This is a genomic window from Streptomyces sp. NPDC059649, assembly GCF_042734445.1.
Classification (GTDB): Bacteria; Actinomycetota; Actinomycetes; order Streptomycetales; family Streptomycetaceae; genus Streptomyces.
The window spans coordinates 20,099-27,213 of sequence record NZ_JBHWDV010000024.1 but is presented as its reverse complement, the minus strand read 5'-3'; the positions used below and the strand labels follow the sequence as shown (position 1 = coordinate 27,213).

The 7,115-nt window shown below is 70.6% G+C and carries 6 protein-coding genes; 3 read left to right on the top strand and 3 right to left on the bottom strand.

Annotated features, from left to right (window positions below; genetic code table 11):
- Nucleotides 1-220: 220 nt before the first annotated feature.
- A complete protein-coding gene (locus tag ACFV1J_RS23415) occupies nt 221-1,414 on the bottom strand; it encodes an RtcB family protein (RefSeq protein WP_385860910.1) in 1,194 nt (397 codons plus the stop codon).
- A 172-nt stretch (nt 1,415-1,586) separates the two neighbouring features.
- Here ACFV1J_RS23415 and ACFV1J_RS23410 point away from each other — a divergent pair, with 172 nt between their 5' ends.
- From ACFV1J_RS23410 to ACFV1J_RS23400, 3 genes are all read left to right on the top strand, one after another.
- Nucleotides 1,587-2,555, top strand: coding sequence for a hypothetical protein (locus tag ACFV1J_RS23410; RefSeq protein WP_385860908.1), 969 nt, complete (start codon nt 1,587-1,589; stop codon nt 2,553-2,555).
- 211 nt (nt 2,556-2,766) lie between these two features.
- A complete protein-coding gene (locus tag ACFV1J_RS23405) occupies nt 2,767-3,486 on the top strand; it encodes a DUF3558 family protein (RefSeq protein WP_385860907.1) in 720 nt (239 codons plus the stop codon).
- Between the two features lie 184 nt (nt 3,487-3,670).
- Nucleotides 3,671-4,894: a DUF2637 domain-containing protein gene (locus tag ACFV1J_RS23400; RefSeq protein WP_385860906.1), complete on the top strand. Its 1,224-nt coding sequence runs from the start codon at nt 3,671-3,673 to the stop codon at nt 4,892-4,894.
- 43 nt (nt 4,895-4,937) lie between these two features.
- On the opposite strand, the gene ACFV1J_RS23395 is transcribed toward ACFV1J_RS23400, so the two are convergent.
- On the bottom strand, nt 4,938-5,138 hold the full coding sequence (locus ACFV1J_RS23395; RefSeq protein WP_385860905.1) for a hypothetical protein: 201 nt from the start codon (nt 5,136-5,138) through the stop codon (nt 4,938-4,940).
- Nucleotides 5,139-5,272: 134 nt separating this feature from the next.
- Nucleotides 5,273-6,997, bottom strand: coding sequence for a lysine--tRNA ligase (gene lysS / locus ACFV1J_RS23390; RefSeq protein WP_385860904.1), 1,725 nt, complete (start codon nt 6,995-6,997; stop codon nt 5,273-5,275).
- Nucleotides 6,998-7,115 lie beyond the last annotated feature (118 nt).

The window sequence follows — 7,115 nt, the reverse complement described above, 5'->3', positions numbered from 1 at the left end:
CGCCCCTACCGGGCCTTCAAAATCATCGCGCAAAACCCGCCCCAACCGGGCAGCGCCCCTAATATGCGGGGGGGGGCCCCCCCGCCCCCCCCCGCCCCACAACCGAGCCCTCTCGAAGCCCCGAGCCTCCCGAGCCCCCAAGCCCCAGGCCCTCCCCCGCCCGTGCCGGCCCAGACAAACCGGCCCGACGAACCGGCCCCGACCAACCGCCCCCTCGCCCTCAGCCCTTCACGCACACCACCTGCTTGAGGTGCGCGATGACCTCCACCAGGTCGCGCTGCTGATCGATGACCTTCTCGATCGGCTTGTAGGCGCCGGGGATCTCGTCGATCACCCCGGAGTCCTTGCGGCACTCCACGCCCCGCGTCTGCTCCGCCAGGTCGCGCGTCGTGAAGCGCTTCTTGGCGGCGTTGCGGCTCATCTTGCGGCCGGCGCCGTGCGAGGCGGAGTTGAAGGACGCCGGGTTGCCGAGGCCACGGACGATGTACGAGCCGGTGCCCATCGAGCCGGGGATGATGCCGTACTCGCCGCCGCCCGCCCGGATCGCGCCCTTACGGGTCACCAGCAGGTCCATGCCGTCGTACTGCTCCTCCGCCACGTAGTTGTGGTGGCAGGAGATCACCTCACCGAAGGTCACCCTGGCCTTCTTGAACTCCCGGCGGACGACGTCCTGGGTGAGCGCCATCATGATCTCGCGGTTGTGCTTGGCGTACTCCTGGGCCCAGAAGAGGTCGTTGCGGTATGCCGCCATCTGCGGGGTGTCCGCGATGAAGACGGCGAGGTCGCGGTCAACCAGGCCCTGGTTCTGCGGCAGCTTCTGGGCCACGCCCATGTGGTACTCGGCGAGCTCCTTGCCGATGTTGCGCGACCCGGAGTGCAGCATGATCCACACGGAGTCGTTCTCGTCGAGGCAGATCTCGTGGAAGTGGTTGCCGCCGCCGAGCGTGCCCATCTGCTTCACGGCCCGCTCGTGACGGAACTTGACCGCGTCGGCGACTCCGTCGAAGCGCGCCCAGAAGTCGTCCCACCCGGAGGTCGGCAAGCCGTGCAGCCGGCCGGGGTCGACCGGGTCGTCGTGCATGCCCCGGCCCACCGGAATGGTCTGCTCGATCTTGGAGCGCAGCCGGGACAGGTCACCGGGCAGGTCGTTGGCGGTGAGCGAGGTCTTGACCGCGCTCATTCCGCAGCCGATGTCGACGCCGACCGCCGCCGGGCAGACCGCCCCGCGCATCGCGATCACCGAGCCGACCGTGGCGCCCTTGCCGTAGTGCACATCGGGCATCACGGCCAGGCCCTTGATCCACGGCAGGGTGGCGACGTTGCGCAGTTGCTGCATCGCGACGTCCTCGACCGTGGCCGGGTCGGTCCACATCCGGATGGGCACCTGGGCGCCGGGTACCTCGACGTACGGCATAACTTCCTCATTCCCCCGAAAACCTGAAAAACGCAAAAGCCGGACAAAATACCTGATCTTGGACGGTGAACCGGCGTACGCGGCAAGACGTGCGATAGACATTGTGTCCATCGGCCGCCGCCCGGCGGCAACCGCATTTTCCGAGGGAATTCGAGGGAAGGAGCCGCGAACGATGCCCCGCAAGCCGTTCGTACCCGGTGCCGCACTGGTGGCCGTCGCGGCGCTGGCCGTCGGCCTCGCCGGCTGCACCGGCGGCCCTGGCACCGACGGTGACGCCGCCGACGCCAAGGGCGGCGACCCCGCCGCGACGAGCCAGTCCGCCGAACCGGGCCGCTACCAGACCCTCCCGGAGGCGTGCGGGCTGCCTGGGCGCAGCACCGTCCGCGCCATGCTGCCCGGCGACGGCCAGCAGCTCTCCGACACCGAGGCCGACAAGCTCTACGGCGGCCAGGCCGACATCACGTACGACACCGACCGCCGGGTCGGCTGCCACTGGACCCGCGAGACCGACGCGGGCACCCGCCATCTGAGCCTCGACATCCAGCGCGTGGTCTCGTACGACGCGGCCGTCAGCGATGACGACAAGGCGCAGGGGATCTACGACAGCAAGGAACTGGCCGCCCGGATTCCGTCCGGCGGCGGCGCCGGTTCCTCCCCCACCCCGTCCCCGTCGAAGAGCACAAAGAGCACCAAGGACACCAAGGGCTCCAACGGTGCGGAAGAGCCGAGGGGCGCGAAGGGCGGGGCGAGCGCCGCGGGGAAGGCCGCCGGGAAGACCCCGGCGGGAAATGGCGACGCCACGGACAAGCCCGGCACCGACGCGAGCGGAGACGCAGGCGGAGACCCGAGCGCGGCCTCGACCACGTCGCCGACCACGGACCCGAGTGCCGGCGCCGGCGCCTCGACCGCGCCGCGCGTGCTCGACGGTCTGGCCGACGCCGCGTTCCTCAACGACAAGTTGATCACCGCGGACTCCGGTGTGCACCGCGACATCACTGTGGTCTTTCGCACGTCGAACGTCATCGTGACGATCACCTACGACCAGTGGTCCACGGACAAGTCGATGTTGCCGGAGAGCCAGGAACTGCAGGACAAAGCCCGTTCGCTGGCCGATGAGCTGGCCGATCGCCTCGCCGAATAGCCCGAGTTGCGCGACTCGGGCTGATGGTCCGGAGTCGAATCACTATGCCCGTTTCGCGCCTTGTGCTCACCGGTACGAAACGGTCACCCACCCCGCGGCGCCGCGTACCGTGCCCTCTAGCGAACCGACCTCGCACCACGACTGACCACGCCGAACGACGTACGACGCCGACCACCGACGCCGACGCACGACGACGAACAGCGAAGGAACCATGCACCGTTCAGCCAAGCGCCTCGCCAGCCTCCTCACCTGCGCAGCAGTACCAGTACTGCTCGTCGCCGGCTGCTCCGGCTCGGACAGCGGCAGCTCGGACTCCGGTTCCGGTGATGCCTCCTCCGCCGCGCCCAGCCGCTCCGCCCAGCCGTCGCCGACCGTGGCGCCCGCGAAGTACCAGAAGCTGCCGAACCCCTGCTCGGCGTTCTCCAAGGACACCGTCAAGAAGCTGCTGCCCAAGGTGAAGGACGCCGCCGGGGACCAGGGCCAGTCCACGGACAACGCCGCGCACGGCACCTGCTCCTGGAACAGCTCCGAGGAACACGGCGTCGACGGCACCCAGTTCCGCTGGCTGGACATCGGCTACCAGCGCTACGACTCCGACCCGGGCATCGGCTCCGGCGAGAAGCGCGCCACCGACTTCTACACCAAGCAGGTCGCCGACGCGAAGGCCACCAAGGGCGCCAAGAAGCTCAAGACCGCCCAGACCGCCGGCACCGGCGACGAGGCCACCGCGATCACCTGCGACGTGAAGAAGGAGGGCAACGACTTCAAGAACACCACCATCGTCGCCCGCGCCTCCAACATCGTCGTAACGATCAACTACAACGGTGCGGGCCTGGCCGGCGCCGACACCCCCAAGGGCGCTGACCTGCTGAAGAAGGCCCAGGCCGCCGCCAAGGAAGCGGTCGCCGCCGCCCTCAAGGCGAACCACTGACGTCGATCCGACCTCGATCCGACCTCGATCCGACGCCGACCTGACGTCGATCCGACACCGATCTGAGGCCGGCCCGAGACCTCCGCCGCCCCGCCCCGGCCCCTCCGGGCACCTCCCGGCGGGGCCCGGCGGAGGGTGTGCCAGGCTAGGCGCGCCATGTCGCCGAGCCGGGGAGGGACCGCGGGTGTCCGCGACGAAGACGGCGCAGTTGACTCGTACCCACCGCATCCTCATCGGTGTGGTCGTCGCCGGTGCGGCGGTGATCGCCGCCATCGGCTTCACCGGCTCCTACGCGGCGGTCCGCGCACTGGCCGAGAAGAAGGGCTTCGGCGCCTTCTCGGTCGTCTTCCCGATCGGCATCGACGCCGGCATCGTGGTGCTGCTGGCGCTGGACCTGCTGCTGACCTGGATCCGGATCCCGTTCCCGCTGCTGCGGCAGACCGCCTGGCTGCTGACCGCCGCCACCATCGCCTTCAACGGCGCGGCGGCCTGGCCGGACGCGCTGGGCGTGGGGATGCACGCGGTGATCCCGGTGCTGTTCGTGGTGGCCGTCGAGGCCGCCCGGCACGCCATCGGGCGGATCGCCGACATCACGGCGGACAAGCACATGGAGGGGGTGCGCCTCACCCGCTGGCTGCTGGCGCCCCTCCCCACGTTCCTGCTGTGGCGGCGGATGAAGCTGTGGGAACTACGGTCCTACGACGCGGTGATCAAGCTGGAGCAGGAACGGCTCGTGTACCAGGCGCGCCTGCGGTCGCGCTTCGGGCGCGGCTGGCGCCGTAAGGCTCCGGTGGAGTCCCTGATGCCGCTGCGGCTCGCCCGGTACGGCGTGCCGCTGACGACGACAGCACCGGCCGGGCTCGCGGCGGCGGGCATCGAGGTACCGGCCCTGACGCCGTCCCCCACCCCCGCCCCGGCCGCGGTGCAGCCCCCGGCCCCGGCCGTGGCGGACGAACGGCCGCAGCCGGCCCCCCAACCCGCGCCGGCTCCGGATCCGGCCTGGGCGCCGGCGCCGGAACCGGCCCCCGTAGCAACTCCCGAGCCCGAACCGACCCCGGAAGCCGGACAACCGCCCGCCGCCCCTCAGCTGACCATCCCCGTCGGCCCCGGTCGCAGCCGTCCGCTGGGCACCGCGGGCGCCCCGCTGCCGATTCCCGAGCAGGCGTCGCCCGCCCCCGCGCTCCCCGAAGACATTCCGAGCGATGAAGAGCTCTACACGGCCTACCGGGCGTACGTGGCGGAGAAGAACGGCTTCCCGGATTCCCGGCAGTTCGGCCGCTACCTGCTGCACTCCCACGGCATCGGGGCCCAGGACGGCCGCTCCCTGCACGAAGACCACCTGCTCGGATTCGTGAAGGACTTCCGGCAGCGCATCAAGTCGGAGATGGAAGCCGAGTACATCCCGTAGACGCGAGTACATCCCGTAGACGGAGGCGGCACCCCCGGCCCCCTCAAGCCCGCTGCGCCTTCCGCTTCTTGTCCATTTCGCCCCACACGGCCAGTGCCGCGCCGGCCAGGATGAGGCCGAGGTAGGCGACCGACGGCAGGTCGAACCAGTGGGCCAGCAGCCCCCAGGCGCCGTCGAAGAAGGTCTTGCCGATGAAACCCATCGCTCCTTGGAGCATGGCGATGAAGCCGATGATTCCCCTCATGTCACCAGCGTGACGGGTTCGGCCCCGGGGATCCTCCTCCCCGGGGCCGAACCCGTTCTCAGCCTTGAGTCGCACCGGCCGGCGCGGCGCCTACGACCCGACGGCGGCGTGTCTACGACCAGGCGGCGGTGCCGTCAGCCGCCGAGCAGCTTGCGCACCCGGTCGGCGCCGACCGCCAGCAGCAGCGTGGGCAGCCGCGGCCCGGTGTCGCGGCCGACCAGCAGGTGGTAGAGCAGCGCGAAGAAGGCGCGCTGGGCGACCTTCAGCTCGGGCGTCGGCTTGGCGTCCGGGGCCAGCCCCGCCTGGACCTTCGGCACGCCGTAGACGAGCGTGGTCAGGCCGTCCAGCGACCAGTGCTCGTCGAGGCCGTCGAGCAGCAGCCGCAGCGATGCGCGGGCCTGGTCGTCCAGCGAGGCCAGCAGCTCGGCGTCCGGCTCGTCACGCACGATGGTGCGCTGGTCGGCCGGGACCTGGGTGTTGATCCAGTGCTCGGCCCGGTCGAGCCGGGGCCGGGTCTCGTCCAGGGACGTGACGGGGTTGGCCGGGTCCAGCTCGCCGAGGATCCGCAGGGTCTGCTCGTCGTGGCCGGCGGTGATGTCCACGACGGAGGCGAGGGTGCGGTACGGCAACGGGCGCGGGGTACGGGGCAGTTCGCCGGCGGCGGTGCGCACCGCGCGGGAGTGGGCGGCCGCGTCGGCGGGCAGCGCGGTGCCGTCGGCGACCTTGGCCTCCAGCTTGTCCCACTCGTCGTAGAGCCGCTGGATCTCCTGGTCAAAGGCGATCTTGAAGGACTGGTTGGGCTTGCGGCGGGCGTACAGCCAGCGCAGCAGCGGCGCCTCCATGATCTTCAGCGCGTCGCCCGGGGTCGGCACGCCGCCGCGCGACGAGGACATCTTGGCCATGCCGCTGATGCCGACGAAGGCGTACATCGGACCGATCGGCTGGGCGCCGCCGAAGATCTCGCGGACGATCTGCCCGCCGACGACGAAGGAGGAGCCGGGCGAGGAGTGGTCGACACCGGACGGCTCGAAGATCACGCCCTCGTACGCCCAGCGCATCGGCCAGTCGACCTTCCAGACCAGCTTGCCGCGGTGGAACTCGCTCAGCCGGACCGTCTCCCCGAAGCCGCAGGCGGTGCAGGTGTAGGTCAGCTCGGTGGTCGCGTCGTCGTACGAGGTGACGGTGGTGAGGTCCTTCTCGCACTGCCCGCAGTACGGCTTGTACGGGAAGTAGCCGGCCGAGCCGCCGCTGCCGTCGTCCTCGCTGGCCGCGCCGGAGCCCTCGGCCGCCTCCAGCTCCGCCTCGTCGACGGGCTTCTGGGACTTCTTCGCGGGGGCCTTCTTGGTGCGGTACTGGGCGAGGATCGCGTCGATGTCCGCGCGGTGCTTCATCGCGTGCAGGACCTGCTCGCGGTAGACCCCGGAGGTGTACTGCTCGGTCTGGCTGATGCCGTCGTACTCGACGCCCAGCTCGGCCAGCGCCTCGGTCATGGCGGCCTTGAAGTGCTCCGCCCAGTTCGGGTACGCCGAGCCGGCCGGCGCCGGTACGGAGGTCAGCGGCTTGCCGATGTGCTCGGCCCAGGACTCGTCGACGCCCTCGACGCCGGCCGGGACCTTGCGGTAGCGGTCGTAGTCGTCCCAGGAGATGAGGTGCCGGACCTCGTGGCCACGACGGCGGATCTCGTCGGCGACCAGGTGCGGGGTCATGACCTCGCGGAGGTTGCCGAGGTGGATCGGGCCGGAGGGCGACAGGCCGGACGCGACGACGACAGGTTTGCCGGGGGCGCGGCGCTCCGCCTCGGCAATGACGTCATCCGCGAACCTGGAGACCCAGTCGGTCTCGGTGCTCTGCTGAGCCACGATCGGCCCTTCCTCTTCCTGGTGCTTCCTCGATTGCGCCGTCTTGCGCGTGCGACGCACAAATGCCTGACGGTGCCATTGTCCCAGACGCCGCCGTCCGGAAATTCAGTGGTAACGG

Bases quoted from the DNA above. Each gene is read 5' to 3' on its own strand.
- ACFV1J_RS23415 (WP_385860910.1), bottom strand. From the start codon at position 1,414: ATGCCGTACGTCGAGGTACCCGGCGCCCAGGTGCCCATCCGGATGTGG.
- ACFV1J_RS23410 (WP_385860908.1), top strand. From the start codon at position 1,587: ATGCCCCGCAAGCCGTTCGTACCCGGTGCCGCACTGGTGGCCGTCGCG.
- ACFV1J_RS23405 (WP_385860907.1), top strand. From the start codon at position 2,767: ATGCACCGTTCAGCCAAGCGCCTCGCCAGCCTCCTCACCTGCGCAGCA.
- ACFV1J_RS23395 (WP_385860905.1), bottom strand. From the start codon at position 5,138: ATGAGGGGAATCATCGGCTTCATCGCCATGCTCCAAGGAGCGATGGGT.